The sequence below is a fragment of the Thermoactinomyces sp. DSM 45892 genome, from assembly GCF_900107305.1.
Lineage (GTDB): Bacteria > Bacillota > Bacilli > Thermoactinomycetales > Thermoactinomycetaceae > Baia.
This window is the reverse complement of the sequence record NZ_FNPL01000005.1, coordinates 1-26,516: the sequence shown is the minus strand read 5'-3', so window position 1 is coordinate 26,516 and position 26,516 is coordinate 1. Positions and strand designations below refer to the sequence as shown.

26 protein-coding genes are annotated in these 26,516 nt (G+C 40.5%); 1 reads left to right on the top strand and 25 read right to left on the bottom strand.

Going from position 1 to position 26,516, the window contains the following annotated elements; translation table 11 throughout:
• Positions 1–61 precede the first annotated feature (61 nt).
• From BLU58_RS05115 to BLU58_RS05005, 23 genes are all read right to left on the bottom strand, one after another.
• The gene (locus BLU58_RS05115; RefSeq protein ID WP_093291156.1) at positions 62–1,774 is read right to left on the bottom strand and encodes a proline--tRNA ligase; all 1,713 of its coding nucleotides are present in this window, start codon (positions 1,772–1,774) and stop codon (positions 62–64) included.
• 85 nt (positions 1,775–1,859) lie between these two features.
• Complete coding sequence (gene rseP / locus BLU58_RS05110; RefSeq protein ID WP_093291155.1) at positions 1,860–3,149, bottom strand: RIP metalloprotease RseP; 1,290 nt, start codon at positions 3,147–3,149, stop codon at positions 1,860–1,862.
• Positions 3,150–3,167: 18 nt separating this feature from the next.
• Entirely contained in the window at positions 3,168–4,328 is a 1,161-nt protein-coding gene (locus tag BLU58_RS05105; protein ID WP_093291154.1) for a 1-deoxy-D-xylulose-5-phosphate reductoisomerase, read from the bottom strand.
• 19 nt (positions 4,329–4,347) lie between these two features.
• On the bottom strand, positions 4,348–5,145 hold the full coding sequence (locus tag BLU58_RS05100; protein WP_093291153.1) for a phosphatidate cytidylyltransferase: 798 nt from the start codon (positions 5,143–5,145) through the stop codon (positions 4,348–4,350).
• Between the two features lie 20 nt (positions 5,146–5,165).
• Positions 5,166–5,951 (bottom strand): isoprenyl transferase, encoded by a 786-nt coding sequence (locus BLU58_RS05095; RefSeq protein WP_093291152.1) that lies wholly within the window; start codon positions 5,949–5,951, stop codon positions 5,166–5,168.
• An 87-nt stretch (positions 5,952–6,038) separates the two neighbouring features.
• Complete coding sequence (gene frr, locus BLU58_RS05090) at positions 6,039–6,596, bottom strand: ribosome recycling factor (protein ID WP_093291151.1); 558 nt, start codon at positions 6,594–6,596, stop codon at positions 6,039–6,041.
• The gene (gene pyrH / locus BLU58_RS05085; protein ID WP_093291150.1) at positions 6,597–7,325 is read right to left on the bottom strand and encodes a UMP kinase; all 729 of its coding nucleotides are present in this window, start codon (positions 7,323–7,325) and stop codon (positions 6,597–6,599) included. It abuts the gene before it with no gap.
• A gap of 76 nt (positions 7,326–7,401) precedes the next feature.
• A complete protein-coding gene (tsf, locus tag BLU58_RS05080; RefSeq protein WP_093291149.1) occupies positions 7,402–8,055 on the bottom strand; it encodes a translation elongation factor Ts in 654 nt (217 codons plus the stop codon).
• A gap of 97 nt (positions 8,056–8,152) precedes the next feature.
• On the bottom strand, positions 8,153–8,875 hold the full coding sequence (rpsB, locus tag BLU58_RS05075; RefSeq protein ID WP_093291148.1) for a 30S ribosomal protein S2: 723 nt from the start codon (positions 8,873–8,875) through the stop codon (positions 8,153–8,155).
• Between the two features lie 171 nt (positions 8,876–9,046).
• The gene (gene hslU / locus BLU58_RS05070) at positions 9,047–10,459 is read right to left on the bottom strand and encodes an ATP-dependent protease ATPase subunit HslU (protein WP_093291304.1); all 1,413 of its coding nucleotides are present in this window, start codon (positions 10,457–10,459) and stop codon (positions 9,047–9,049) included.
• A gap of 9 nt (positions 10,460–10,468) precedes the next feature.
• Positions 10,469–11,008 carry an ATP-dependent protease subunit HslV gene (hslV, locus tag BLU58_RS05065; RefSeq protein WP_093291147.1) on the bottom strand — a complete coding sequence of 180 codons (540 nt, stop codon included), beginning with the start codon at positions 11,006–11,008 and terminating at the stop codon, positions 10,469–10,471.
• 54 nt (positions 11,009–11,062) lie between these two features.
• On the bottom strand, positions 11,063–12,370 hold the full coding sequence (trmFO, locus tag BLU58_RS05060) for an FADH(2)-oxidizing methylenetetrahydrofolate--tRNA-(uracil(54)-C(5))-methyltransferase TrmFO (RefSeq protein ID WP_093291146.1): 1,308 nt from the start codon (positions 12,368–12,370) through the stop codon (positions 11,063–11,065).
• 52 nt (positions 12,371–12,422) lie between these two features.
• The gene (gene topA, locus BLU58_RS05055; RefSeq protein ID WP_093291145.1) at positions 12,423–14,510 is read right to left on the bottom strand and encodes a type I DNA topoisomerase; all 2,088 of its coding nucleotides are present in this window, start codon (positions 14,508–14,510) and stop codon (positions 12,423–12,425) included.
• A 92-nt stretch (positions 14,511–14,602) separates the two neighbouring features.
• Positions 14,603–14,869, bottom strand: a complete 267-nt coding sequence (locus tag BLU58_RS05050; protein ID WP_093291144.1) for a DprA-like winged helix domain-containing protein — start codon at positions 14,867–14,869, stop codon at positions 14,603–14,605.
• 101 nt (positions 14,870–14,970) lie between these two features.
• Positions 14,971–16,476 (bottom strand): recombinase family protein, encoded by a 1,506-nt coding sequence (locus BLU58_RS05045; protein WP_093291143.1) that lies wholly within the window; start codon positions 16,474–16,476, stop codon positions 14,971–14,973.
• Between the two features lie 487 nt (positions 16,477–16,963).
• Entirely contained in the window at positions 16,964–18,301 is a 1,338-nt protein-coding gene (locus BLU58_RS05040) for a helix-turn-helix domain-containing protein (protein ID WP_093291142.1), read from the bottom strand.
• Positions 18,302–18,531: 230 nt separating this feature from the next.
• Positions 18,532–19,728: a transglutaminase-like domain-containing protein gene (locus BLU58_RS05035; RefSeq protein WP_093291141.1), complete on the bottom strand. Its 1,197-nt coding sequence runs from the start codon at positions 19,726–19,728 to the stop codon at positions 18,532–18,534.
• A gap of 61 nt (positions 19,729–19,789) precedes the next feature.
• A complete protein-coding gene (locus tag BLU58_RS05030; protein ID WP_093291140.1) occupies positions 19,790–21,181 on the bottom strand; it encodes a DCC1-like thiol-disulfide oxidoreductase family protein in 1,392 nt (463 codons plus the stop codon).
• A gap of 35 nt (positions 21,182–21,216) precedes the next feature.
• Complete coding sequence (locus tag BLU58_RS05025) at positions 21,217–21,882, bottom strand: DUF5819 family protein (protein ID WP_093291139.1); 666 nt, start codon at positions 21,880–21,882, stop codon at positions 21,217–21,219.
• A gap of 55 nt (positions 21,883–21,937) precedes the next feature.
• Positions 21,938–22,231, bottom strand: a complete 294-nt coding sequence (locus BLU58_RS05020; RefSeq protein WP_093291138.1) for a hypothetical protein — start codon at positions 22,229–22,231, stop codon at positions 21,938–21,940.
• A gap of 16 nt (positions 22,232–22,247) precedes the next feature.
• A complete protein-coding gene (locus BLU58_RS05015; protein ID WP_093291137.1) occupies positions 22,248–22,538 on the bottom strand; it encodes a hypothetical protein in 291 nt (96 codons plus the stop codon).
• Positions 22,539–22,554: 16 nt separating this feature from the next.
• The gene (locus tag BLU58_RS05010) at positions 22,555–22,833 is read right to left on the bottom strand and encodes a hypothetical protein (RefSeq protein WP_143123709.1); all 279 of its coding nucleotides are present in this window, start codon (positions 22,831–22,833) and stop codon (positions 22,555–22,557) included.
• Between the two features lie 16 nt (positions 22,834–22,849).
• A complete protein-coding gene (locus BLU58_RS05005; RefSeq protein WP_143123708.1) occupies positions 22,850–23,152 on the bottom strand; it encodes a hypothetical protein in 303 nt (100 codons plus the stop codon).
• A gap of 430 nt (positions 23,153–23,582) precedes the next feature.
• Here BLU58_RS05005 and BLU58_RS05000 point away from each other — a divergent pair, with 430 nt between their 5' ends.
• Positions 23,583–24,866 carry an MFS transporter gene (locus tag BLU58_RS05000; protein ID WP_093291134.1) on the top strand — a complete coding sequence of 428 codons (1,284 nt, stop codon included), beginning with the start codon at positions 23,583–23,585 and terminating at the stop codon, positions 24,864–24,866.
• A 69-nt stretch (positions 24,867–24,935) separates the two neighbouring features.
• Here BLU58_RS05000 and BLU58_RS04995 read toward each other — a convergent pair whose 3' ends face one another.
• Both BLU58_RS04995 and BLU58_RS04990 read right to left on the bottom strand, forming a co-directional pair.
• Entirely contained in the window at positions 24,936–25,664 is a 729-nt protein-coding gene (locus BLU58_RS04995) for a Rha family transcriptional regulator (protein WP_093291133.1), read from the bottom strand.
• Positions 25,665–25,937: 273 nt separating this feature from the next.
• Positions 25,938–26,462 carry a hypothetical protein gene (locus BLU58_RS04990; protein ID WP_093291132.1) on the bottom strand — a complete coding sequence of 175 codons (525 nt, stop codon included), beginning with the start codon at positions 26,460–26,462 and terminating at the stop codon, positions 25,938–25,940.
• Positions 26,463–26,516: the final 54 nt, after the last annotated feature.

Genomic DNA, 26,516 nt, shown 5'->3' with positions numbered 1-26,516 from the left:
AAAGCTAACAGGTTGATAAACTTCCCCTCAATCGTTAGCTTTCTTATTTGTTTATACCTTGTTACGTCTGATCTGCCTTTTCTAACCATTCAGGGACCAAAGTCTGAATGTCCGAAAGCGATACTTCTTCACTATGTCCAGTACGGCGAGCTTTCATCTCCACCACACCGCTCTCTGCTTTAGACCCTACGATTACACGAACCGGAATTCCGAGTAAATCGGCATCTTTAAACTTCACACCGGCACGTTCAAAACGATCGTCGAATAATACTTCGATTTTCATGGAGCGTAGCTCTTCGTATAGCTTCTCTGCTGTTTCACGCTGTGCCTCATCTTTCATATTCACCGCAATTAAATGGACATGGAAAGGGGCAATGGAGGCAGGCCAGACAATTCCATTTTCATCATGATGTTGCTCGACTACGGAGGCCATAGCCCGAGAAATACCGATTCCATAGCAGCCCATGATCACCGATTGCTCCTTACCATTTTGATCAAGGAAATGGGCTTTCATGGTGTCACTATATCTTGTGCCTAGCTTAAAGATATGTCCGATTTCAATTCCTTTTACGAGGTTAATCACCCCTCCACAACGTGGGCAGGCATCTCCCTCTTGAATATTACGAAGGTCTACGTAGTGATCGACACCGAAATCACGTCCAGCTTGTACATGGAGAAGATGCGCATCTTTTTCATTCGCTCCTACTACCATGTCTGAAAGCCCTTGAATCGCTTGATCTGCTAGGATCATTACCTTTTCTTGAAGAGAAACGGGACCGACATAACCAGGGGTTGTTCCTGTAACTCGGCGTACCGTTGCTTCATCTGCCAATCCAACTACTGTTGCATCAAGGAAGTTCTTGATTTTTACATCATTCACTTCATGATCACCACGAACCAATACGAGTACAGGCTTCTCATCCACCATAAAGAGCAAACTCTTTACAAGTTGACTTGGATCGATTTGAAGGAAATCAGCCACCTCTTGAATGGAGCCTTTTCCTGGCGTCGCTACTTTCTCCATTACGCTTACTTCAGTAGAAGAAGTCGCAACTGTACCCACGACTTCTGCCATTTCGATGTTAGCCGAGTAATCACAGGACTCACAGATGGCAACGTAATCTTCACCGGCAGAAGATAACGCCATAAATTCATGTGTTCCCTTACCACCGATAGCGCCAGAGTCCGCCTCTACAGCACGGAAGTCCATTCCTAGGCGAGTAAAGATATTTGTATACGCACGATACATATCTTCATAAGTCACATCCAGCGAGTCTCGATCTGCGTGGAAAGAATACGCATCTTTCATCAGAAACTCGCGACCACGAAGGAGACCAGAACGAGGTCTACGCTCATCACGAAACTTGGTTTGAATTTGATAAAGCGTAGCAGGAAGTTTTTTGTAAGAGTTTATCTCGTTCCGTACAATATCGGTAACCGTTTCTTCATGCGTTGGTCCTAAGATAAAGGAACGGTCATGGCGATCCTGCAATCTTACGAGGTCAGGACCGTAAGTATCATATCGACCTGATTCCTCCCAAAGTTCAGCAGGATTAAGAGCAGGCATCAATAGCTCCTGTCCACCGATCGCGTCCATCTCTTCCCGTACAATTTGTTCCACTTTATTTAGCACACGTTTACCAAGAGGGAGATAATGATAAATCCCGGCCGCTAATTGGCGAATAAAGCCAGCACGCAATAGTAGCTGGTGGCTAATCATCTCAGCTTCTCCTACCGTACGAAGGGTAGGGATTAAGGCATGTTGTTGTCTCATGAAATTCCCCTCTATTTCCACTATTCTCTCGTTCCACCATACAAGGAGGGATGTGAGTATTAGACCCACATCCCTAGGATTTCGTCTATTTAAAGACTAATTTTACTATATCGTTGTAAGTCACGACAAGCATCAACATCATCAATAGCGCAAATCCAACAAAATGAACCATACTCTCGATATTCGGACTGACTGGGCGCCCTCGAAGTGCCTCGATTCCAATAAACAGAAGTCGACTACCATCAAGCGCAGGTATTGGCAGGAGATTAAATAATCCAAGGTTTAAGCTGAGGATCGCCATCCATTTGATTACAATATCAACACCCTGTTGCGCCGCTTGTCCCGTAATCGTTCCCATCTGGATCGGACCGCCTAAGTTTTCTAGAGATAGCTGGAAGGTAAACAGTTTATAGAAACCATCACCGATCACTTTGATCCAATCATAGGTAAGAGTAAAGCCACCACCTACTATTTCTCCAATCGTGGCAGGTCGTTTCCCCTTCTCACTATTAAAATCAATTCCAACTTGATAAATTACATCTCCCTTTTCGGTTACTTTTTTCTCCGGCTTCAGTGGAATTTCTAACTGCTGATCACCCCGATCCACAGTTAGTTTTACTTCATTTCCTTGTGACTCTAAAATTTGATACTTGAACATATCAAAAGTAGGGACATCTTTCCCATTAATTTTGGTAATAATGTCACCCGATTCGATTCCCGCAGCTGCACTTGGGCTACCTGCGACTGTTTTCTCAACATATAGTCTGTGTTCAACGCCAGTGATTCCTATATAGATCGCAAATAAGATCACGGTTAAGATGATATTAAAAACAGGTCCAGCTAAGATAGCCAATGCCTTTTGTCCAGCTGTTTTGGAACCAAACTGACGATCCCAAGGAGCAATCTGAGTGTTATTTTTCTCGTCAAAATGAAGAAACATTTTCGGGTCGAGCTCATAACGAGTTTCGTTCCCCTCTTCATTTTCGAGGACAACATATAGCTTGCGTTCTAAATCAATCTCTACCACTCGACCTGCCACTAGATTCCCAGTGGAATGATTCGGCTCATAGAGATACATATGTTCCAATTTCCCCTGCTCATTTACAGAGGCATATACATGTGCCCCTGCTTTTACTTCGACTGTTTCGGGATCTTCTCCAGCCATGCGAACATATCCACCCAGCGGTAAAAGCCGAATCGAATACAACGTCTCCCCTCTGCGCCAAGAGAAAATTTTGGAGCCGAAGCCGATAGCAAATTCACGAACTAAGATTCCAGCACGCTTTGCAAGAAGAAAATGCCCTAATTCATGAATAAACACTAATAAGCTGAGTACAGGAATAAAAACCGCAACATAATACAAAAAATTTCCCATCGTTTCACTCCTTATGTTCTAACCGAGAACAGGGATTATTTGACCCGCAGCAAATTTCCTTGCCCAACTATCTGCCTCTTCAATTTCCTCTAAAGTAGGATCTACACTACTTTGATGAGACTCTAATGCAAGCTCTACCACTCGATCAATCGCTAAAAATGGAATTTCATTACGCAGAAACCGAGCCACGGCAACCTCATTTGCTGCATTTAATACAGTAGGCATCGTTCCACCTGCTCGTCCTGCTTCAAAAGCAAGGCGCAGTGCCATGTATCGATCGAAACCCATCTCTCGAAAATCTAATGTTGCAATCTTGGCCAAATCCAGTTTGGTAGTTTGAACTGGTAGACGTTTTGGAAATGTAAGAGCATACTGGATTGGCACTTTCATATCAGGTGTACCTAACTGTGCCATAACGGCTCCGTCTCGAAACTCAACCAATGAGTGGATGATACTTTGCGGATGCAACAATACATCAATTTTGTCATAGTCAAACCCAAATAACCAGTGTGCTTCGATTACTTCGAGACCTTTATTCATCATCGTCGCAGAATCAATCGTTATTTTCGCGCCCATTGCCCAGTTCGGATGTTTTAACGCATCCTCCACAGTGACATTCTCTAATTCTAACCGTGACCGGTCGCGGAAGGAGCCCCCGGAAGCCGTGATGATGAGACGTTCTACCTCCGACATATTCTCTCCATTTAAACACTGAAAAATAGCAGAATGTTCGCTGTCGATGGGCAATAGAGGAACATTTGCTTTCCGGGCCTCTGTCGTTACAATGTGTCCAGCCGTTACAAGCGTTTCTTTATTCGCAAGGCCGATCTTTTTCCCTGCTTGGATAGCGGCTAAGGTAGGACGTAATCCTTGGCTACCAACCAAAGCTGATACCAGATAAGTAGCCTCCGGATGGGTAGCCACTTCAAGCAGCCCTTCCTCTCCCCAGAGTACTTGTACATCAGATCCTACTTCTGCTTGAACACGCTCCGCCGCCTCACGAGAAGACATCGAAACGACTTTCGGATGAAACTCTCGAATTTGCCTAATCATCAACTCTACACTTGATCCCGCAGAAAGAGAAATCACTTCAAACTCTTCACGTTGTCCACGTACTACTTCTAGTGTACTAGTCCCGATAGAGCCTGTAGAACCAAGTATCGCTAGTTTTTCTGACATACCAGAGACCCCTCTTTCTTTATAAGACCTCAATCAATCGCAAGATAATAAAGGTGAAAATCAGACTATCAAATCGGTCAAACACTCCGCCATGCCCAGGTAATATACTCCCTGAGTCCTTCACACCCATGGTTCTCTTAATCGCTGATTCAACCAAATCCCCAAACTGGCCAACTAAAGAAATAATAATACCTAATCCGATGAGAGTGGGAATTTGTCCAAGATTACAGCACAAACCGATCACTAGGGTTAACAAAGCACCAACCAAAACACCACCGATCGAACCCTCAATCGTTTTGTTAGGGCTGATAGCAGGCCACAATTTACGCTTACCAAATCGTTTTCCCACAAAATAAGCACCTGAATCACTTGCCCACGTAGTAAATAGAACCATTAATGTGAGAGCAAGTCCCTTTTCTTGCCAAATCGTTTCAATCATAATCGCAAATCCATATCCAATATAAAGTGCACCTAATGATAGATATGAAATATGATCAATCGTAACCTTGTTTTTACTTAACACAATGAAAACAAAAAAGAGCACAATTCCTAGTAACCACAAATTAGGAAACGTTAGAATGGAAGGGACAGGAATTTTTAGAAAAACAGACACACTATTCCATAAGATAGACCAAACTAATAAAAGTCCTAATAGTACATGCGGGGACTTCCAATGACTTAGCTTCATCTGTGCAAATTCGAGGAAGCTAAGGGTAGCGAGTACTGCTAATAACCCCGAGTACCATGGTGCTCCTAAGAATAATAGGGCAAGGTACGCGACCGCTCCTAATACTCCTGTTATTACACGTTGTTTCATTTGACGTTCTCCTTATTTGATCAAACTGCCCCGTATCGCCGACTGCGGTTCTGAAAGTCATAGATTGCTTGATAGAACGCTTCCTTACCAAAATCAGGCCATAACGCTTCTGTAAACCAAAGTTCACTATAAGCAATTTGCCACAATAAGAAGTTACTGATCCTCATCTCACCGCTCGTACGTATAATGAGATCTGGATCTGGCAAGCCACGGGTAAGCAAATGCTGATTCACTACTTGCTCGTCTATTTGCTCTTTATCAATATTGCCGTTTTGTACTTCATCTATAATCTCTCGAATCGCTTGAAGAATCTCGTCACGCGAACCATAATTAATAGCAAAATTTAATATGAGGCCAGTATTCTCTTTCGTTTTCTCTTCAAACTCAACAAGGGCTTGGTAAGTAGAAGTAGGCGTCTCTTCTTTTGCCCCTAGCATTTGAACACGAACATTGCGATCAATTAACTCTTGAAGATCAGACTTCAAAAATTCGATCGGCAACTTCATTAAGTACTCAACTTCTTCTTTCGGACGTTTCCAATTCTCAGTAGAAAAAGAGTAGAGTGTAATCGCTTCAATTCCAATCTCATCAGCAGACCGAATGATTTCACGCACTCTTTTCATTCCAGCCAAATGACCGGCGGTTCGAGGAAGCCCTCGCTTTTTTGCCCAGCGACCATTACCATCCATTATAAAACCAACATGACGAGGAATCGAATTCTTCCGAACTTCTCTCGTTAACTCCTCTAGGGTTAATTCCCCTTTGTTTTCAGCAGATCCCATCCAGCGCTTAATCGTTTCTAGCATATGTTCTCCTCCGCCGGCAAGCTCTTTTTCTCATCATCATAGCATAAAAACCCCCTCAGGGGACTGAAGGGGTAACACCCAGATCAATTAGATTTCGGTAATTTCTTTCTCTTTCGAAGCTACGACAGCATCGGTTTCTTTGATAAAACGATCTGTCAATTTTTGAATATCATCTGAACTGCGACGAGCCGCATCCTCCGGAACTTCACCATTCTTTTCTAACTTCTTCACTTCATCATTTGCATCACGTCGCACATTACGAATCGCAACTTTGGTTTCTTCACCCATCTTACGAGCTAATTTCACCAATTCAGTTCGACGCTCTTGAGTCAATGACGGAATATTAATGCGAATAATGCTTCCATCATTGTTTGGAGTAAGTCCAAGTTCTGATTTCAAGATAGAGCGCTCAATCTCAGCCAATGCGCTTTTATCCCATGGTTGAATAACCAAAGAACGTGGATCTGGCACTGAGATATTTGCTAATTGATTTAAAGGTGTTTCGCTACCGTAATATTCTACGACTACCTTATCTAAGATGGCTGGGTTTGCACGTCCCGCTCGAAGTGTCATCAAATCTTTTTTAAGCACTTGGATCGTCTTATCCATTTTTTCTTCCGCTTGTTTTTGCACTTGATTCACCATTTATTCATTACTCCCCTTTACAACCGTACCAATCATTTCACCGAGAATGACACGACGAATATTTCCTTCTTCAGAGAGGTTAAACACGATTAATGGAATTTCATTTTCCATACACAAGGTAGATGCTGTTGAATCCATCACAGCGAGGCCTTGATTCACAATATCGAGGTATGTAAGCGACTCATACTTAACCGCATCTGGATGATAACGAGGATCTGCATTATAAACACCATCCACATTATTTTTCGCCATTAGGATTACTTCCGCTTCGATTTCTGCCGCACGAAGCGCCGCATTCGTATCAGTAGAGAAGAATGGATTACCTAACCCTGCTCCAAAGATCACGACGCGACCTTTTTCTAGATGGCGAATCGCCCGACGACGAATATATGGCTCAGCAACTTGACGCATTTCAATGGCTGATTGGACTCGAGTTGGGATCCCATGAGCTTCGAGTGCATCTTGTAGCGCTAGGGAATTCATCACCGTTGCTAGCATCCCCATATAGTCAGCAGTTGCACGATCCATACCCGACTGTGCACCAGAGATTCCTCTCCAGATGTTTCCACCCCCAACTACAACCGCTACTTCTACTCCTAGTTCTACCACTTCTTTAATTTGAGATGCGATAGATGAGAGCACTTGGGCATCTAAACCATATCCCTGCTCACCAGCAAGTGCTTCTCCACTTAACTTTAAAATTACCCGTCTGTATTTGGGAGTACTCATAGGATGATGCCTCCATTCTCCTTGTGCTTGCAAAAAAAGGGAACACATTAGGTAAGTGTTCCCTATACATCTGTCATTAGCCTTTATTGACTTGAGACATAACTTCTTCTACAAAGTTGTCTTCACGCTTCTCAAGACCTTCGCCAAGTTCATAACGTACAAAGCGGCGAATCGAGATGTTTTCACCAATACGTGCAATTTGCTCTTTTACCATTTGTTCAATCGTCTTTTCACCATCTTTTACAAACACCTGATCCATCAAGCAGATATCTTTGAAGTGTTTGGTTAGACGACCCTCTACCATTTTATCAACAATTGCTTCTGGCTTACCCTCTTGAAGTGCTTGTTGGCGAAGGATTTGGCGTTCTTTTTCAACTTCGTCACCTGGAATTTCCTCGCGACGGACATACTTTGGGTTCATTGCAGCGATTTGCATAGCCACATCTTTCACAAAGCTTTTAAACTCGTCCGTTTTTGCCACAAAGTCCGTTTCACAGTTTACTTCTACAAGCACACCAATGCGGCCGCCACCATGGATGTAGGATTCTACTACACCTTCAGCTGCGATACGACCTGCTTTTTTATCAGCATTGGCAATTCCTTTTTCACGAAGATATTCCATTGCTTTTTCCATGTTACCTTCGGTTTCGTTCAATGCTTTTTTGCAATCCATCATCCCTGCGCCCGTTTTTTCACGCAGTTCTTTTACCATAGCTGCTGTAATTGCCATGATGAATCGTCCTCCTTATGTATCAAAAATTTTTCTTTTCTTTTATGAAAAAGAGGAGGCAAGGACTAGCCAAGCCACCCCATTTTTTGATTCTCGATTACTCAGCTACTGCTGTAGCTACTTCTGTTTCTTGGTCTTCGCCTTGACGTGCTTCAATGATCGCGTCTGCAATTTTACCAGTGAATAAACGAACAGCACGAATGGCATCGTCATTACCTGGGATAATAAAATCCACTTCATCTGGATCACAGTTAGTATCTACGATCGAAATGATTGGGATATTTAATTTACGAGCTTCTGCAACTGCGATACGCTCTTTACGTGGATCAACGATGAAGATTGCATCTGGCAACTTCTTCATATGTTTAATTCCGCCGAGGAATTTTTCTAATTTCTCATGTTCTTTTTTCAGTAATACAACTTCTTTTTTAGGAAGTACTTCGAAAGTACCATCTTCTTCCATACGCTCTAACTCATGAAGACGGTCGATACGCTTACGGATTGTTCCGAAGTTGGTAAGAGTTCCACCCAACCAACGATGATTTACAAAGTATTGACCTGCACGAATCGCTTCTTCTTTTACCGCTTCTTGTGCTTGTTTTTTGGTACCTACGAAAAGCACAGTACCGCCATTTGCTGCGATCTCACGAACACCAGCATATGCTTGCTCCATCATTTTTACGGTTTTTTGAAGATCGATGATATAGATCCCGTTACGTTCTGTAAAGATAAATTTTGACATCTTCGGGTTCCAACGACGTGTTTGGTGACCGAAATGCACACCTGCTTCGAGTAGTTGCTTCATAGATACTACTGCCATGTTTGTTTCCTCCTTGGTTTTTATACCTCCGCTGAAGATCAAGAGAGCCAGAAACCACTTAGGGCACCACTAACTCCTACTTCAGCGTGTGTGTTTTTACACCACTGATGACTATACCATGAAGTGGGGGTTCTTGCAAGCTATGATCTAGAAAAATGAGATTTGGGTTCATTACAGGATATACTGGGATAAATCTCGATCCTCAGCAATCGATCCTAGGCGTTCTTGCACATATTTCGGTGTGATCGAAATTTCTTCTAGATAAATATCAGGTGCTTCAAAAGAAAGCTCTTCAAGTAGGCGTTCTAAGATGGTGTGCAAACGCCTAGCGCCGATGTTTTCCGTAGTAGAGTTCACATGTTGTGCCAGCTTTGCAATCTCATGTATCGCTTCATCCGTAAAGCTTACGCGGATATTCTCTGTTTCTAGCAAAGCGGTATACTGTTTAATTAACGCATTTTTAGGCTCCGTCAAAATACAAACAAAATCATCAGCAGTTAGATCTTTTAGTTCTACACGAATGGGAAAGCGACCTTGTAACTCAGGAATGAGATCAGATGGCTTGGATACGTGAAAAGCACCCGCCGCGATAAATAAGATATAATCCGTTTTAACCGGGCCATACTTCGTTTGTACAGTTGATCCTTCCACGATCGGGAGAATATCACGTTGAACTCCTTCGCGGGAAACATCTGGACCTCGTTGATCTTTTCCCGCCACCTTATCAATCTCATCGAGGAAGATAATTCCTGATTGCTCAACACGATCCAACGCGTCTTGAATCACTTGATCCATATCAATCAGCTTTTGGCCTTCCTCTTGAGTCAGTACCTCTCTCGCTTCTTTTACCGAAAGGCGACGCTTTTTCTTCTTTTTAGGCATGAATTGACCTAACATTTCTTGCATATTCATCCCCATTTGATCGCCACCTGCACCCGCAAACATATCAAGCATCGGAGCCATCTGTTCCTCTACTTGGATCTCAATCATATGCTCTTCTAATTCCCCGCGTTCCAGCTTGGCTTGTATATCACGGCGTTTTTGGAGTATATGATTTTTTTCCGTAGAGTTGGTTTTAGTTGGTTGCTCATCCTGTTGATTGTTTGAGAAGAACATCTCAAGAGGATTTTTAAATCCAGACTCACTCTTCTTCTCGGGTACAAGTAACTCTACAATGCGTTCGTTGGCTAGTTGCCCTGCTCGTTCTTTAACCAGTTCAAGACGCTCGCCTTTCACCATACGAATCCCCACTTCTACTAAGTCCCGGATCATCGATTCTACATCTCGACCCACATATCCAACTTCCGTAAACTTAGTAGCCTCCAGTTTGACAAACGGTGCCCCCACTAACTTAGCAAGGCGACGAGCAATCTCCGTTTTCCCTACACCCGTGGGGCCCATCATTAAGATATTTTTCGGTACAATCTCATCTCGCATCTCTTGGGTCAGTAGGCTACGGCGATAGCGATTTCGCAGAGCAACTGCTACAGAACGTTTTGCTTCTGTCTGCCCAACGATATGTTTATCTAATTGTTCTACGATTTGTTTAGGAGTCCAATTTTCTTTCTGGTTTCGTTCGGTCATTGACATCCACTACACCTCTTCCACGATGATATTGCTATTCGTAAAGACACAGACTTCACTGGCAACAGTCAGTGCTGCTTGAGCAATTTCTTTCGCGCTCATATGAGTTGCATGGCGTTTTAATGCACGACCAGCAGATAACGCAAAGCTTCCACCCGAACCAATCGCTAAGACATCATCATCAGGCTCAATTACTTCTCCATTACCAGAAATCAGCAACAATTGATCTTTATTCAGTACAATGAGCATCGCTTCTAGATTACGTAGCACCTTATCCATACGCCATTCTTTAGCTAATTCCACAGCAGCTCTGGCAATATTCCCATGAAACTCTTCTAGACGTCCTTCAAATTTTTCGAAGAGAGTAATCGCATCTGCAACAGAACCAGCAAATCCTGCGAGTACTTTTCCTTTATAAAGATGACGAACTTTTTTAGCCCCGTGTTTCATAATCATCTGATTACCAAATGTTACTTGCCCATCACCTGCAATGGCTGCTTCCCCATTATGACGAATGGCAAATATCGTCGTAGCATGAAATTGTTCCATGATTTTTACATCCTTTCGGATTCTCGATTCCCATAAAGCATGTTTGTGATTAGATTATTCACTCACAGTCGCAGCGAAAGTTCCAATCTCTTTTAGCGCAATCTCTGCATATTTTTCAGCACGTTCTTTTTTAGAGCGAATTCGCTCCGGTAACTCCGTAAATAAGCCAAAATTGGCATTCATCGGCTGGAAGTGTTTTGAATCAGCTGTGGTTATGTAGTGTGCTAGGCTACCGATTGCAGTAGTAGCCGGGGGAGTAAGTAACTCTTTTTCCTGCACTAGACGGGCCGCATTAATCCCAGCTAGTAGTCCAGAAGCAGCTGATTCCACATATCCTTCTACACCTGTCATCTGCCCAGCAAAGAACAGATCTTCCCGATTTCGGAATTGATAGGTCGAATGTAGAACTTTTGGAGAGTTAATAAACGTGTTCCGATGCATAACTCCATAACGAACGATCTCTGCATTTTCCAATCCCGGTATCAACTGGATCACTTCTTTTTGAGGACCCCATTTTAGATGCGTTTGGAAGCCGACTAGATTAAAGAGAGTGCCGGCTGAATTATCTTGGCGTAATTGGACCACTGCATAAGGTCGTTTCCCTGTGCGAGGATCATTTAATCCTACTGGTTTCATAGGACCAAATAACAATGTTTTCCTTCCACGCTTTGCCATCACTTCGACCGGCATACAGCCTTCAAAGTAAATCTCCTTCTCAAACTCTTTTAGAGGAGCAACTTCTGCCTCAATTAAAGCATCATAGAATCGATTAAACTCTTCTTCATTCATTGGGCAATTAAGGTACGCTGCCTCCCCTTTATCATAACGAGAAGCAAGAAAAACTTTATTCATATCTATACTTTCCTTCTCCACGATAGGAGCGGCTGCATCATAGAAGTATAGATATTCTTCACCCGTCAGATTTTTCAACTGCGCTGATAGCAGTTCCGATGTAAGTGGGCCCGTAGCAATCACAGTTGGACCCTCTGGAATGGACGTTACCTCTTCTTTTATCACTTCAATCATGGGATGCTCGTGCAAGGTTCTCGTAATCTCTTCCGAGAAATTTTCACGATCTACCGCTAACGCGCCCCCTGCTGGCACAGCATGTTTATCCGCCGCTTTCATAATGAGTGAATTAAACTGACGCATTTCTTCTTTTAAGATCCCTACTGCGTTTGTTAATCCAGCCGCACGTAGAGAGTTACTGCAAACTAACTCAGCAAACTGATCCCCGCGATGTACAGGAGTTGGCTTAACCGGGCGCATCTCAATCAAACGAACGGATACTCCTCGCTGGGCAATCTGCCATGCAGCTTCACTCCCTGCAAGACCGGCCCCTACTACTATCACTTTCTGCATGGGTTTCTTTCTCCCTCCAAGATGTTTATTTCAAGCCTGTGTCGTTATTCCCCTAATTCTTCTCTTCTTCATAATGACACTCTGTACAAACAAGGATCGTTTCTTTCTTTTTCTTCTTTTCAACCACCAGGCCTTGACATCTTGGACAAGGACGACCAACCGGACGATCCCATGAAACAAAGTCACAATCAGGATATCGACTACAGCCGAAGAACAGACGAGATTTCTTACTCTTTCTCTCTACCACTTCTCCCTGTTTGCAGGTCGGACAAACCACTCCCGTTGATTTTAAAATGGGCTTCGCATTCCGGCAATCTGGAAATCCTGGGCAAGCTAAAAACTTACCGAATCGACCATGCTTAAAAACCATTAAACGACCACATTTCTCACACTCTTCATCCGAAACTTCATCCTGCAACTCTACTTCTGCCATCTCTGATTCTGCGAATGTTAAACGCTCTCTAAACTTTTCATAGAATCGATCTAAAATCGCAACCCAGTCAACCTCACCGTCTCCCACGAGATCTAAATCTTGCTCCATATTAGCCGTAAACTCGACATTGAGAACCTCAGGGAAAAACTCGCTGATCATCTCAATCACAATCTCGCCAAGTTCAGAAGGAACAAACTTCTTCTCCTCTAGTAAAACGTAACCGCGTTTTTGAATCGTATCCAAGGTAGGTGCATATGTACTTGGTCGCCCGATCCCATTCTCTTCTAGTGCCCGTACCAATCTAGCCTCTGTGTAACGTGGAGGTGGTTGTGTAAAATGTTGTTTCGGGTCAATTTTCTTCTTCTTCACCACTTGGCCCGGCTCAAGAGGCGGAATCAAAACATCGTCATCTTCTTTTTCTTTCTTCTTATCATCTGTGCCCTCTATATATACTTTCATAAATCCAGGAAACTTCACCTTAGAGCCCGTAGCACGGAATAAGGCATCTCCAGCACGTAGGTCCGCAGTAATCACATCCATCACAGCAGATGCCATCTGACTTGCGACAAAACGTTCCCAGATTAATTTATAGAGACGATATTGATCACGAGAAAGAGCGCTTTTTAGTTCATCTGGAGTACGGAAAACCGACGAAGGACGAATCGCTTCGTGTGCATCTTGTGCTCCTGATTTACTCTTCGTGACGCGCGGCGAACTTGGCAAGAAAGAAGAGCCAAATTGATCCGTAATATATTGTTTGGCCTCATCTTGCGCAGTTGGTGAAATCCGTGTCGAATCCGTACGCATATATGTAATCAAGCCCACAATCCCTTGCTTTTTACCCAAATCAATTCCTTCATACAACTGTTGGGCAATGGACATCGTTTTTTGGGCACGAAAATTACATTTACGCGCAGCTTCTTGTTGCAAAGTACTTGTGATAAAAGGAAGAGAAGGATTCCGTTTTCGATCCGTCTTCTTTACTTCTTCCACAGAAAAGCGCTTTCCTTTTATGGAAGCAAGTAAATCGTTCACCTCTTGCTCTGACTTTAGTTCTACTTTCTTTTTTCCATATCCATAAAACTTCGCTGTAAAGGGTTCATCTTTCTCTGCCAATAGATGTGCCGTTACCGTCCAATACTCTTCTGGCACAAAGGAACGAATCTCTTTTTCACGATCCAAAACCAATTTTACTGCTACCGACTGTACACGTCCCGCAGAGAGGCCCTTCCGGACTTTCTTCCACAAGAGCGGACTAATCCCGTATCCAACTAATCGATCCAATACCCGACGAGCTTGTTGTGCATTTACAAGATCCATATTGATTTTTCTAGGTTTCTTAAATGCTTCTTTCACTGCTTGTTTGGTAATCTCATTAAATACCACTCGACATTCTTCATCCAAAGCAACTTTCAAGTAATGAGCGAGATGCCATGCAATCGCTTCACCTTCACGATCCGGGTCAGCTGCGAGATAGATTCTTTTTACTTTTTTACTCGCATCACGAAGATCTTTCAATAGATCTCCCTTTCCCCGAACAGTGATATATTTGGGTTCAAAATTATTTTCCACATCTACTCCCAATTGACTTTTTGGTAAGTCTCGCACATGTCCCATGGAAGCTTTTACAATATAATTTTTACCCAGATATTTACTGATCGTTTTGGCTTTGGCAGGCGACTCTACAATCACTAATGAATCTGCCACCCTGCATCCCCCTCTTTAGGCTGTAAACCCTGTTTTCAAGCTCATAATTGTTACCATACCAGATGGTAAAAACAAAATGCAACTTTTTTGACTTAGATTCGAATATATCGATTCCCCGGCAACTGCTGGATTAATTGTTTCATTTCCAACATTAATAGTGCGGGATGAATCTGCGAAATGGACAGAATTTGCCCCACTTCATCCAGTAAACTTTGCAGGGAAATCGGCTCGTTTGAAAGCTTCCGATAGACGATTTTTTCATGTTCAGTTAATAATTGTAACTTTTCTTTCTCTTTTGTCAGTCCAGAAAGATCCCTTTCTATTGTAGCAGCTGTGGCAAACTGCGCATATTCTTCCAACACATCTCCAATATGACGAATGCACTTTGCCCCTTGTTGGATTAACTGAATCGTGCCTCCACTCTGCTCACTTGTACAAGTTCCAAATAGGTACTTAGAAACTAGTAGGTGATAATTTCAACATCTGTATACGAACTAATCCTAATCTCTTTCACAATAAGTCGTACAAGATGCTGCTTTTCATCAATGCCTAGCCCCATCCGTTTACCGTAATAATACTCTGTTGCGACTTTCAAAACCTCTTTCAATCTGTCTTTCCTCAATTGATAGCTATCAAAATCTGATTGTTCTTTCTTTAGACATTCCAATTCAGATAGTAACTTTGTCTGTTTCTCGGTTACATCTATAAGTTTCTTTCTAACATCCTCTACAAGTTCAGGTGTGCTTAACAACTCAAATAATCTACTTTTCATTTGCTCAATTTTTGAGAGTTCCTTTTCTAACCTTTTTATTTCTCTCTCATATCCAGTATCTAGGATATTATCTTCCAATATATTTGTATCCTCAATACAATCGGGGTCGTTCAATAATTGGCTGATTTGATTCCATACTATATCATCAATATCGGAACATCTAATTGACTTGCCGCATCCCCATTGAGACCCTTCAACATCACACTTACAATAATAGTAATAATCGACTTTATTTTTACGTGAAACCTTTTTCCCTCTCATAGGACGATCACATTCTGAACAACGGCATAGTCCCGAAAGCAGGTATTTATGTTTATTTAGTCCAGCATAAAGCCTTCTTGACACTTGAATTTTATCTTGTGCAATTTCAAAAATAGCAGGATCAATAATAGCCGGGATGTTAACAACTACCCATTCAGAAGGATCTTTTTGTTTAGGAGTAATCCTATCCCTTCCCCTTACTATTCCATTCCAATCGGTTTTATTCTGGATAAATTCCCCTTTGTAGGCACTATTACAAAGAATTCTCCGAACAACACTACGATGCCATTTCCCTACTCTCTTTTTAGTAGGTATACTTTGTTCATTCAACCAACGTGCGATCATGTTGGGGCCACTAATACACGGGTCTGGGTGTACAAATTTATTAAATATTAGCCTCACAATCTCCGCTTCTTCGTCATTAATATCGAACATATCTGTTTCTTTATTAAAATTATAACCATATAGGTTGTTTCCTCTTACAATCTTCCCCAACTTCATTTTCTGTTTTATCCCTCTCATACTTCTCTCCCGAGTTTTAGCTCGTTCAAACTCCGATACTATGCCTTTCAGTTGATAAAAAAGCATGCCTTCTGGCGTCTTGTTATAATCACTATTCACAAACATAAGTTTGCAGTATTTCTCTATCTCTTCGGTAAGTATGAGTAGAATAGATGTTCCTCTAGCAAGTCTATCCGGATCTAGTACGATCACCGTATCAATTATTCCTTGTCGAATATCATTACGTAATTTCTCCAAACTAGGCCGTTCTAGAATAGACCCTGTAATTCCATCATCAATATATTCAATGATTTCATTGTCGACCCTTTCTTCCCTCGCCTTTGCCCTACAATCCTCTAATTGGGCTGGTATACTAAAACCCTTCTTTGCTTGTTCGTCCGTCGATACTCTTACATAAATTGCTGTTGCCATTCTTAATCTCCCTTTCTATGTACATTTTTATAATATAATTATACGCCGCTGTTCGGGCCTCCGATAAGCGCTTACCTTCTATAATTGTGACATTCATGCGCCAGCCTCCAATTTTGGATTCTTATACTTATACAAGCGCAAGAGGGTCAGAAAAAAGGACAAAAAAACTACATGAAAATAAATAAAGAAGGCATCGCCCTCTCCATTCAATCCCTCTTTATCGATTCTAATTTGATTAATGCTGACTCAAGATTCGCCTTTCCCTCCGAAATAAAACCTGAATGATCTTTCTAATAAGATCGTGATAATGTGGCCAATATGCGATATAAAAAAAGCCCCCTTGTTAAAAGGAGCCTTCTATCATCTCTAAACTATATGTCACTACCCACCCACGGGCTCAGACGAGTATTGAACTGGATAAGGAGCGTCAATTTTAACAACTAAGTTTGCAGACAAAATACCTGCCAAAAATAATACAAACATAAAACTAACACCATACTTCCTCATTTAACAATTCCTCCCTACTCTTCACTTGTGCAAGAATCCCGACTAAATCGAGTACTCTTGCATCGTGTCCAAGAATCCTCATACACTCCATGAGAGGTACAATTACTTTCTCGATTAGATTGTCCATTTTCAAAAAAATTGCTGCATTCAATCCGCTCTCGAAATAAGATGTAGCTGCACTAATATCATTTTGTGATAGCTTTAAATTTCCGAGCGTAAGGTGTGCATCAAAAACTCGTATTTTGTCATTATGTTTTTTACCAATTTTTAATGCTTTTAAGTACAATTTCTCTGCGGCTTCTGTGTTTCCATCCTGTACATGGAGCTTTCCCAATTCAATATAAGCCCCACTAATCACGGATTTATAGGTGGTAAGAGCATCTTCCAAATCTAAAGCCAATTGATAATAGGTTTCTGCAAGCTCCCTACTTCCAATTAGCTTATACGCCTGACCTAATTGAACAGAAAGATCAACAATTCGTTCTGGACTTCCATTTTTCAGAGATAAATTAAGACCTTCGGATAACACATTAATCGCTTCCTTAGGTGAGTTTCCCAATAAGATGCGACCATAAATTTCAAACAAATTCAATCTCGATTCGATATCAATTTCTTCTTTATGTTTCAACAAGGCTTCAATTTTAGGCAATATCTTATTCGTCAACCCAAGTTTCTCTAAGTAAACAATTTCATCGACTTGCAAATTGTAAAATAGATAACTTCGCTCACCTTGACCCACAAATGAGTCTATCCCTTTTCGGACTGTAGCAATAGCCTTTTTAATGTCACTATTCAAATAATGACACACAGCTAGATCCCCATAAGCTGTAGACTTTATGTTCAGCATATCATCCTCAGGACAAATCGAAATACACCTTTCAAAGTAACGAATAGCCTTGGATATCCCTCCTTTTTTCCTACATACCTTACCGCTCAAGAGCAAATAGTATGGATAATGTTGATTTTCTTCGTCTAATTTTATCATATTCAGAATGTTTTTTATACAATGGCTTTCTATGTCTTTTTGATTCACTAGAAACTCACATCGTAGCAGTTGATGATGTACTAGAATATCAGTTACCTGACCACACGGATTGATTAAGGAAGAAATTTCGTCCTTGATCTTACTCATATCGACCCCCATCTTATCTGCTAAATACATAACTTTAGGGGATATGGTCTTCAATTTGCCATTTTCAATATGACTAATCATGCCAGCCGAAATAGTCTCATCTGCTATATCAGCTTGTTTCAAATCGAGCTTCTTTCTCTTTCGTGCAAACACCTTCCCTAGCGCAGCCATAGCATCTTCGCCCATTTGTTGTTCACTCCTATTCTTTTAGAAATAAAGAACGATCTTGCAGACTTACATCTTACTAACTATTGAACTGAATCTACCTGTTTTCTTGATGATTTGATCCGATACGCTTCTTCCGAAAATAACCTATCACCAAAATCAAAGTATAAATCACAACAGCACACGGAGCGATTATACTACTCCAATATGTAAATATTCCCCACATATTATCACTCCAAATAAATATTTTTTTAGAAAATAGAAACCAATCGAAACACTGCATACATAGATATAATACTAAAAATAACAGGTCGTTCCTTTCTGACAATGGATAAAATTGAATAGCCGAGCAAACATGGATAGATAATATGCTCTGGCATCCATGTAAATTGAATACGGAAAATAAAAAACAATATATCTACCAAAATTCCAATCAATGCAATCCGAAAAAATGACTGTTTCAATTGAAACAACCCATTCTTTAATGTATCCTTGCTACGAATAACTGCTTCTCCAAAATAGTCACTCATCTTTTTCTTTGAAGCCGTGTCTTCGAAATCAATATAAATAGGTTGCATATATGGAATTTTCTCATTCAGCAGATCTCTTCCCCAGCAGAACTCCTCCTTACTCCCTAGCGTCAACGTTGGATATTTTGTAATAGTACCCTGCCCTTTCAACTCTTTCGGATACTCTGGCATGGGAGTCAGTTCCGTATCAATGGAGAAGACCACTCGTTGATCCTCTAGCTTCCCGAAATATTCTTTAGACTTCAAGGTCCTAATATTACTAAAGAGAAATCGGAATGGATATTTTGTAACTCTTGCCATCGAAAGATCAACAGGAACCCATCCCTTTCCCTCGACAAAAAATTCATTCCATGCATGGTGTTGTCCCTTACCGATCCAAGCCCCGAAAAGTGAACGGCAAGGAATCCCTTGAGCTCGGCACAATGCTGCAAACAGAAAAGAATACTCTCCACAATCACCTTTGCGGGCCTTTAAAAAATGAACTACTCCTCTTGCTTTAGGGGGATAAACATATCGAAAATTTTCTTTTATGTACTGGAAAATAGCAAAAGCTTTATCTTCCACAGTCTTACACTCATGGACTATATCTCTCGATATTCCTCTAATCGTATCGTTTATCTCCACGAGAGACGTTGATCGAAGATAAAAGTCCCTTTCCTGATCCGATAAAAAACCAGATTGGTTGAGATAAGGCGAAGAATGAATTGTAATCTCATAAGTCTTTTCTAGTGACTCTCCTTCTCCTAATTCGTAATACGACATCCGATTAAAATCAACATCCGTTTGTGACGTAGAGGGACGGTTTGAAGACACTTCTCTTACAGTCTGCACATGATTAGTAGGCGGTTCAGATAACCAAATCCGAGTAGTCCCTTTCCTTGAGTTTGGAAATCTAAATGTGTAAATATGTGTTTCCATTAAAACCTCCGATTTTACAGGGTAAATGCTCCTTTCATTCTACTAAGGAGCATTTTTCCTTTTAATCAATTTTTTTGACAACTGTAGGTAATAAACATTCTTTGTCATTACAATTTCCTGCTGGAATGATTGTTCGACGACTTGCAATCCAATCATATACCTTGTTTCCAAATCCCAATTTAACTGATAAATAAAGAAACGGAACAAGGACCCAGAGTAACGGGATATTTCGAGATATCTTTATAATGGTATCGATTCCATCCTCAAGTCGATCGTAACAGACATCTAACGAATGAATACGTACCTCTAATTTCGTAATATCCAAGCCATAATCTTGAGTAACTGTTCCGTCTCTAAACGAAACAAACTCAAGACGCTTCAAAGTATCCCATTTTTTAAATCTCTCTATGCTGCTGATACAGAAAGGACACCAGCCATCATAAAAAACAAGAACAGTTTTAAATGATTGAGGTTCTACAGAAGATGATGAGGGCTTCCATTTTCGAATTAAGTTGCTAACTGCCCCTGTTACTCTGTTTCTCATTATAACAAAAAATTCCTTCAATCGTCTGTATTCGCTATCTTTCAAAAATAGTAATTGGTTCGCTATCATAGTAAAGGAGAAGCTAAATAAGCCCATTACTACAAATATACCAAAATGCATTCCAATGACACCAGCCATAGCCAAATATTTGGTATATCGATTGAACAGTAAAAACGGAAAGGCTATCTGGACTAATACAGCAAAGTAGGCTCCTGCCACTAACAAAGTTTCGGAAGATGAAATAATCTCTCGAAAAAACGGATGAGAATATTCGTCAACCTGCAATATGTAATAAAGAGCAGTTCCTTTCTGCCAAAGGACTCCCATCGCTTTGTGCAACCCCGATGTTAGATACAATAAACTGACTTGAACCATGCAAGCTAAAACAGCTAAATTGTGTAATAGATTTCGTAGTGAAATTCCGTGTATAGCCTTTGTTACAACAGCTTTATTACTTTTACTTTTATGATAGGCGTCAACTGAAAAATAAGAGGTAGTATCTGCAAAAAGGAGATAAAATAATAAAATTCGTATAATATTGTCTCCACCATCCGAAATAATTCCATTCCGCGCAAACAAAGACCAGACAAAAACAAAGTTCAATATCGAAATGATTCTTCCTCTATAACCCAAGGTACATAATAAAGCAATCAAAATTCCAACATGGAAAATAACTTCGAAATATAATGATGATGAAGAAAGTTGATAAAGCGAGAAAGAACCTGTATAGAATGTCTCTTTAACAAAGTCTGAAAAATCAATGATACCGTTGGGTCCCCACAATATGTGCCGTTGTTGGTATTGCATACAATACATATACAAAATAATACATCCAAAAGCAATTCGAATCAAACTAGCCCCGATTAACATTTGCTTTTTCTGATTCCAGCGGATCAAATAATCAAACATACAATCTCACCTTTCCTTTCTTTCATAAATTTTTTCTACAACAAAGGTACACCTGGCTGATAGTCTTTCCAATCAAACTCATACGAACTTTTTTTATTTTGATAAGACTTATCAGCTCTCTTGGAGAAGGGAGTAGACTCGGTTTCAACCATCATCACTTGTAATTGTTCAATTTTTTTACCTGGAAATACGCTGGCAAGATATGATTCTGCATAGCGATTTACAAGTTTGGTCGCATAAGTCTTTTTCTGCTTTATCTTCTCTCCTTCGAGTAAATCTTTAAATTTCTCTTCGTCCACTTTTTTATCTTGAACCTTCTTTTTCAATGTAGCTAATATATCATCTTGTTCTCCAATCAAAGCAATTGAACTACGGGGAAATCGTAACAGCCTGTTATACGGCGTGAAACGGTTTTCTTGATTTTTCTTGAATAGATCAGAAGTTATATCAAACCATCCTGTTATCTTCTCCTGTCCATCTGTCTCTTTTATCTTTACTCGAACGTAAAAAGTATTGTCAGAAGTAACTGGGTCTGGAGCAAATAGCTTCCAATTCTGAGTGAACAGTGGTTCCATATAGCCATTAACAACTTGGCTATACTTAACCTTTAGCGGATTAGATGGAGAAACATACAAAGCTGTCAAAGCAAAATGAACGACAAAAGCACCTAAAAATCCTAGTGATAATATTTTCTTCCACATATCCATCCCCCTAGTGAATAACAGGGCATCCTAAGACGCCCCGTCATATAATAAATTATTGGTCGAATGCTTCTTGAACTGCACTATACTCATAATTTCTACTCGTATCCATACCACTACTTCCAAACCATCCAGTTACCTTTGCTGCTGCCCAAGCCACTCCCATTCCCACGCCAGTAGCGGCGGCCTTTACGAGACCAGCTTTCTGGGGTTCAACTGATGGCAACGTGCTACTAACAATCACTTCATAGTCTTTTGTAGGAGAAGATGCATGTACATTTGAGGAACTAAGTACGGCTCCGCCCATAAGCATTGATAGTGCTAATCCTGTTGCTACTATTTTTTTCATGTAATCCCTTCCCTTCTTATTGATCAAATGCTTCTTGGACTTGACCGTAGTCATAGTTTGATGTCGTGTGACTACGACCAAAAAGTGCGCTTCCAATTTTCTCACCAGCTACAAATCCAACCGCTCCTGCAAATCCTCTAGCAAATAAGCCACCAATTGACTTTGGCTCAATATCACCTTGGGGAGACTGACTACTAACTGCATTTACATTTCCCTTAGGAGAAGATGCATGTACATTTGAGGAACTAAGTACGGCTCCGCCCATAAGCATTGATAGTGCTAATCCTGTGGCTACTATTTTTTTCATGTAATCCCTTCCCTTCTTATTGATCAAATGCTTCCTGGATTTGACCATAGTCATAGTTTGTAGACTTGTGGCCACCTCCATAAAGCTTACTGCCAACCACATGCACAATTCCTTTTGCCAACCCTTTAGCAAATGCACCAGCCAATGACCTAGATTCAATGGGATCCGCCGCAGATTTCATGTTATCCACACTCACTTTTTCTGTAATAGATGATGCATGTACACTAGATGAACTAAGTACTGATCCACCCATGAGCATTGATAATGCTAATCCTGTTGCTACTAATTTTTTCAAGTAATCTTCTCCCTTCTTATTGATCAAATGCTTCCTGGACCTGGCCATAATCATATCCGGATGAAAGTTCAACATTTCTCCCGACCACCGCTCTGGCAGCGGCATCTCCAGCTAGGGCCCCAGCTAAATAAGCTGCTCCTTTTGCTGCTCCTCGACCAATCGCCGCCCAGAATTGAGGTTGAATATCACCAGAAGAATAGTTCGTCTCTGCCCCTACTCTCTGTTCTTCCACGGAAGATGCATGTACATTGGAAGAACTAATCATTGCGCCTCCCATAAGCATTGACAATGCTAAACCACATACTAAAATTTTCTTCATTTCACCCGCTCCTTCAACAAATTTTATTTTAGATAATTTAAAAACTTGTCCTTCATTACATAGTGAATCACCTCCTATCATTAATAATTTTTCATATTTAAATTCTTTATCTATCGAAATAAATAGAATAAGTAGATTTCTTAAAAATATAATAATACATATTTGTATTATTTGCAATTTAACAAAAATGATTAAAATATTAATATAGTGACTTCTATCATCATGAGTATTGACTGGATTTCCAACCTATGTCAGCTCACTATAATGAATTTAAGTTATATAAAATTAGTATTTAGATACCCATTACTAATACCAATAGAAAAAAATATTTCAAGATAAAATCAATTACCAAAATAATATTATCAGTTATTATTAAATAAAATATTGAGATTATTAATCTTAAATAGTATAATTTATAAAAAAATAAAAGATGGTGATTTATCTGTGGATTAAATTTCTTAAATTACATATTAATGTAAAAACACGCTTACTTGATCAATTCCTACGTAATCTTGCATTTAACATGGTTACCCCCTTTATGACTATTTATTTTGCTGGATATCTAGGTGCATTTAATGCAGGACTCATACTCATGATCAATCTAGTATTATCCTTTATACTAGGTCTTTACGGAGGTCATCTTGCTGATAGATTGGGCAGAAGAAAAATATTACTCTGGGCAGGATCAATACGATTGATTGCCACTATGGGAATGGCTATCGCCGTTTCACCTTGGGTCAATTCTCCTATTCTTGTATTGGGAATGGTCACCCTGAATAGTTTGTGTATCGGGGTTGCTCGGCCAGTAGGTTCTGCCATGATCGCTGATTCGAGCCAACCTGAGGAGAGAAAATTTATCTATACCATTGATTACTGGTTGTTTAATCTCTCGATGGTTATCGGGGCAATACTTGGGGGATTTTTCTTCCAACAGTATTTATATGAGTTATTACTAGGGGTCGCATCCTCTGCATTCGTTTCACTATTATTAATTACATTTTCTATGAAGGATATATATCTACCACAAACAAAAGTAAGTTGTGTAAAGACAAGCCCTTTAAAAGAAATAACAACAATCTATAGCAGTGTATTAAAAGACAACGTATTCCGTATTTTCATATTAGCTAACTTAATGAATATTTCTGTCCAAACACAAACTATGGACTACATAGCTGTTCGGCTCAAAGAAGAAATGGTCAGTCAAACTTTATTTACCATTGGAGATTTTTCATTTGTTATAAATGGGATTAATATGTTTGGATTGCTGTATTCAGTTAATAGTTTTTTAGTCATTATTTTCGGATTGTTTATTGCGCAGTTATTTAAGAAATTGAGTTCTTTATCTTTGCTAAACATCGGACTTCTCCTATACACGATCGGTCTTACTACTCTCGCAGTTAGTAACAATCCATATCTCCTAATCTTTTCTGAGGTTCTAATCGTTGTAGGCGAACTAATGTACATACCTATAAAGCAATCTATAATGGTCGATATTATTCCGCAAGAAAGTAGAGGAGCTTATATGGCAACCAACGAGTTTGGGATTTTAGGAGCTATGGTAATGGGAGCGTTGGCAGTTTCGCTAGGTGCTCTTTTTCCTTCTTGGTTCATGGGTAGCATGTTTTTTGCTTGCGGCATCACTAGTATATTTTTATTTAGAAAATTATCTAAACATCAGTATGGTAAAAACTCAACTATGTTAAAAGCAAGTTAGATCTTCTAGTAAGCATACACAAAAAAGGACGGTCATTAGCGACCATCCCTTTTTTATTTGTTTTGATATTTAACATGCTGGAAGTATCTTCTGTTCCTTCAAAAACTCGTATAAAAACAACCGCCCTGCCTGCGTCCATCTCATCAACGTATTCCCTTGTTCGTAGGTAACGTAATCTACGTATCCCTTATCAGCATATCTATCGTACAAATGCCACTTATTTCCCTGCCTGTACTGAATTCCATGTAACCGAAGTAGTCGATTAAACTCGATTGCAGACATACCGAAATCCTTCGCAATCGTAGTAACTGTCAAAAGCTCCTTCGATCTAAGGACTTTATCATGGAACTCCACTTTCGGAGCTTGTTCGGTTAACTTGTCTTCTAACAACATACGCTCTTTCTCTTCTTCGATCCATCTCGTAGCACGTTCAATCGGATTTTTGATCATGTACGAACTCATCTTTATTTGTTCTTTAATAAACTGTTCCATACGGTTAAATTCCGCAATATAACGTTCCTTCATTTCGGCTGCCTTCGCTCCACGGTATCCCATTACAAGGAACATGAGACCGTCTTTGGATAGTAGATATTTACGAAATCTACGTCCTTGTTCATTCACGAAGGTGGATTCCCCAAAGTTGGGGAGTCGGAAATCAGAGCTACACTCCAAGTTTTCGATATCTCTCATAACATGGTCATGACGTTTCCCAAACACTTCGGCCACCATTAAAGAATCCGTCACTACCTTCTCATTCTCGATAAATACTAGTTGGCTGTTGTTGATATTGTTGTCCAATAAAGAATCATCCTCTTCTGTTTTGGTTTGTGCCTAACGTAATATAATTCTTTAAGCGCACAGGGTATCAAAAAGAGGACATAGAAAGTAAAATTATTTTTCATGTTTTTTCGTCTATACCTTCTTAACAACCGAACATAATTTAAAATCTACACATGTGAACTTGCATGTGTAATTACTTGTTGCTCTTTTTATATTTAGTCTTTTTATACTTGCTCTTTTTACACACCCTACAGGAAGGATAATGCGTAATCCCTCCTGGGAGGATAACCGTTAATCCCTCCTGGGGAGATAAACGGCTTGATCGGGTATGATCTTTTCCCCATCTGGATTAACTAAGTACCCGTCATCACTAACCCTCGGGCTCCAACTCGGATAATAGAGCTTGTACCTCTTCGCACCTTCATAGTAGTGAACGGATCTAATTATCAGGCCATTCGCTTCCAGCACGTCAGCAAGGTACTTAATCCGATCCTTCGTCATACATAGATCCTCAGTAATCCTCTTATAACTGACGAAACATGCCCCGTACTTCTCGTTAGGTTCCCCACTCTCCCTATAAGCTTGTCCATTTACATACGATAGAATATAGAAATAGAATGCCACTACATCCCGAATCTCTGGGAGCCGACCAACCTTCTTTGCCCCTGTTGCGAGCTTGGCTTTCGTATTAGCTTCGTTGGACTCTCGGAAGATCCTCGGAAAGACTAGACGGATTACTTCTCGTTTATAGATCTCGTAGTTTTCACTCGCCATAGCTTCGGCTTTGTCGTTCGGATGTATGGTTTTACTCTCCATATATAGTCCCCCTATAGTTTAGTGCCTTCACTTCTGTTAGCGTATGGCTACTAA

Excerpts from the sequence above, each read along its gene's own strand:
- BLU58_RS05115 (WP_093291156.1), bottom strand. The coding sequence starts at position 1,774 with ATGAGACAACAACATGCCTTAATCCCTACCCTTCGTACGGTAGGAGAA.
- rseP (WP_093291155.1), bottom strand. The coding sequence starts at position 3,149 with ATGGGAAATTTTTTGTATTATGTTGCGGTTTTTATTCCTGTACTCAGC.
- BLU58_RS05105 (WP_093291154.1), bottom strand. The coding sequence starts at position 4,328 with ATGTCAGAAAAACTAGCGATACTTGGTTCTACAGGCTCTATCGGGACT.
- BLU58_RS05100 (WP_093291153.1), bottom strand. The coding sequence starts at position 5,145 with ATGAAACAACGTGTAATAACAGGAGTATTAGGAGCGGTCGCGTACCTT.
- BLU58_RS05095 (WP_093291152.1), bottom strand. The coding sequence starts at position 5,951 with ATGCTAGAAACGATTAAGCGCTGGATGGGATCTGCTGAAAACAAAGGG.
- frr (WP_093291151.1), bottom strand. The coding sequence starts at position 6,596 with ATGGTGAATCAAGTGCAAAAACAAGCGGAAGAAAAAATGGATAAGACG.
- pyrH (WP_093291150.1), bottom strand. The coding sequence starts at position 7,325 with ATGAGTACTCCCAAATACAGACGGGTAATTTTAAAGTTAAGTGGAGAA.
- tsf (WP_093291149.1), bottom strand. The coding sequence starts at position 8,055 with ATGGCAATTACAGCAGCTATGGTAAAAGAACTGCGTGAAAAAACGGGC.
- rpsB (WP_093291148.1), bottom strand. The coding sequence starts at position 8,875 with ATGGCAGTAGTATCTATGAAGCAACTACTCGAAGCAGGTGTGCATTTC.
- hslU (WP_093291304.1), bottom strand. The coding sequence starts at position 10,459 with ATGACCGAACGAAACCAGAAAGAAAATTGGACTCCTAAACAAATCGTA.
- hslV (WP_093291147.1), bottom strand. The coding sequence starts at position 11,008 with ATGGAACAATTTCATGCTACGACGATATTTGCCATTCGTCATAATGGG.
- trmFO (WP_093291146.1), bottom strand. The coding sequence starts at position 12,370 with ATGCAGAAAGTGATAGTAGTAGGGGCCGGTCTTGCAGGGAGTGAAGCT.
- BLU58_RS05045 (WP_093291143.1), bottom strand. The coding sequence starts at position 16,476 with ATGGCAACAGCAATTTATGTAAGAGTATCGACGGACGAACAAGCAAAG.
- BLU58_RS05040 (WP_093291142.1), bottom strand. The coding sequence starts at position 18,301 with ATGGGCGAAGATGCTATGGCTGCGCTAGGGAAGGTGTTTGCACGAAAG.
- BLU58_RS05035 (WP_093291141.1), bottom strand. The coding sequence starts at position 19,728 with ATGGAAACACATATTTACACATTTAGATTTCCAAACTCAAGGAAAGGG.
- BLU58_RS05030 (WP_093291140.1), bottom strand. The coding sequence starts at position 21,181 with ATGTTTGATTATTTGATCCGCTGGAATCAGAAAAAGCAAATGTTAATC.
- BLU58_RS05025 (WP_093291139.1), bottom strand. The coding sequence starts at position 21,882 with ATGTGGAAGAAAATATTATCACTAGGATTTTTAGGTGCTTTTGTCGTT.
- BLU58_RS05020 (WP_093291138.1), bottom strand. The coding sequence starts at position 22,231 with ATGAAAAAAATAGTAGCAACAGGATTAGCACTATCAATGCTTATGGGC.
- BLU58_RS05015 (WP_093291137.1), bottom strand. The coding sequence starts at position 22,538 with ATGAAAAAAATAGTAGCCACAGGATTAGCACTATCAATGCTTATGGGC.
- BLU58_RS05005 (WP_143123708.1), bottom strand. The coding sequence starts at position 23,152 with ATGAAGAAAATTTTAGTATGTGGTTTAGCATTGTCAATGCTTATGGGA.
- BLU58_RS05000 (WP_093291134.1), top strand. The coding sequence starts at position 23,583 with ATGGTGATTTATCTGTGGATTAAATTTCTTAAATTACATATTAATGTA.
- BLU58_RS04990 (WP_093291132.1), bottom strand. The coding sequence starts at position 26,462 with ATGGAGAGTAAAACCATACATCCGAACGACAAAGCCGAAGCTATGGCG.